The sequence below is a fragment of the Sphingobacterium sp. LRF_L2 genome, assembly GCF_965644235.1.
Classification (GTDB): domain Bacteria; phylum Bacteroidota; class Bacteroidia; order Sphingobacteriales; family Sphingobacteriaceae; genus Sphingobacterium.
Map to the genome: position 1 here is coordinate 1 of NZ_CBFFRI010000041.1, position 230 is coordinate 230.

Here is a 230-nt window from a genome sequence, read left to right on the forward strand (position 1 = left end):
TTTTGTTTTCCGTTGTAGGCGCAATGTCGGTGTTTTCCGCAGGATTTACTTCATCAGTGGTATTTTTGGTTACCCCTGCTTTGAACCTCGGTTTAAACCCAAGCGGTTTTGCGGGCGTATCTTCGGATTGTGTTTTGTTTTCCGTTGTAGGCGCAATGTCGGTGTTTTCCGCAGGATTTACTTCATCAGTGGTATTTTTGGTTACCCCTGCTTTGAACCTCGGTTTAAAC

At 44.8% G+C, this 230-nt stretch carries 1 protein-coding gene; it reads right to left on the reverse strand.

Translation table 11 applies throughout. The annotated features are described in order from the left end of the window. The coding region (locus ACSZOX_RS22445; protein ID WP_437922487.1) for a hypothetical protein at positions 1–230 on the reverse strand (230 nt) is incomplete at both ends.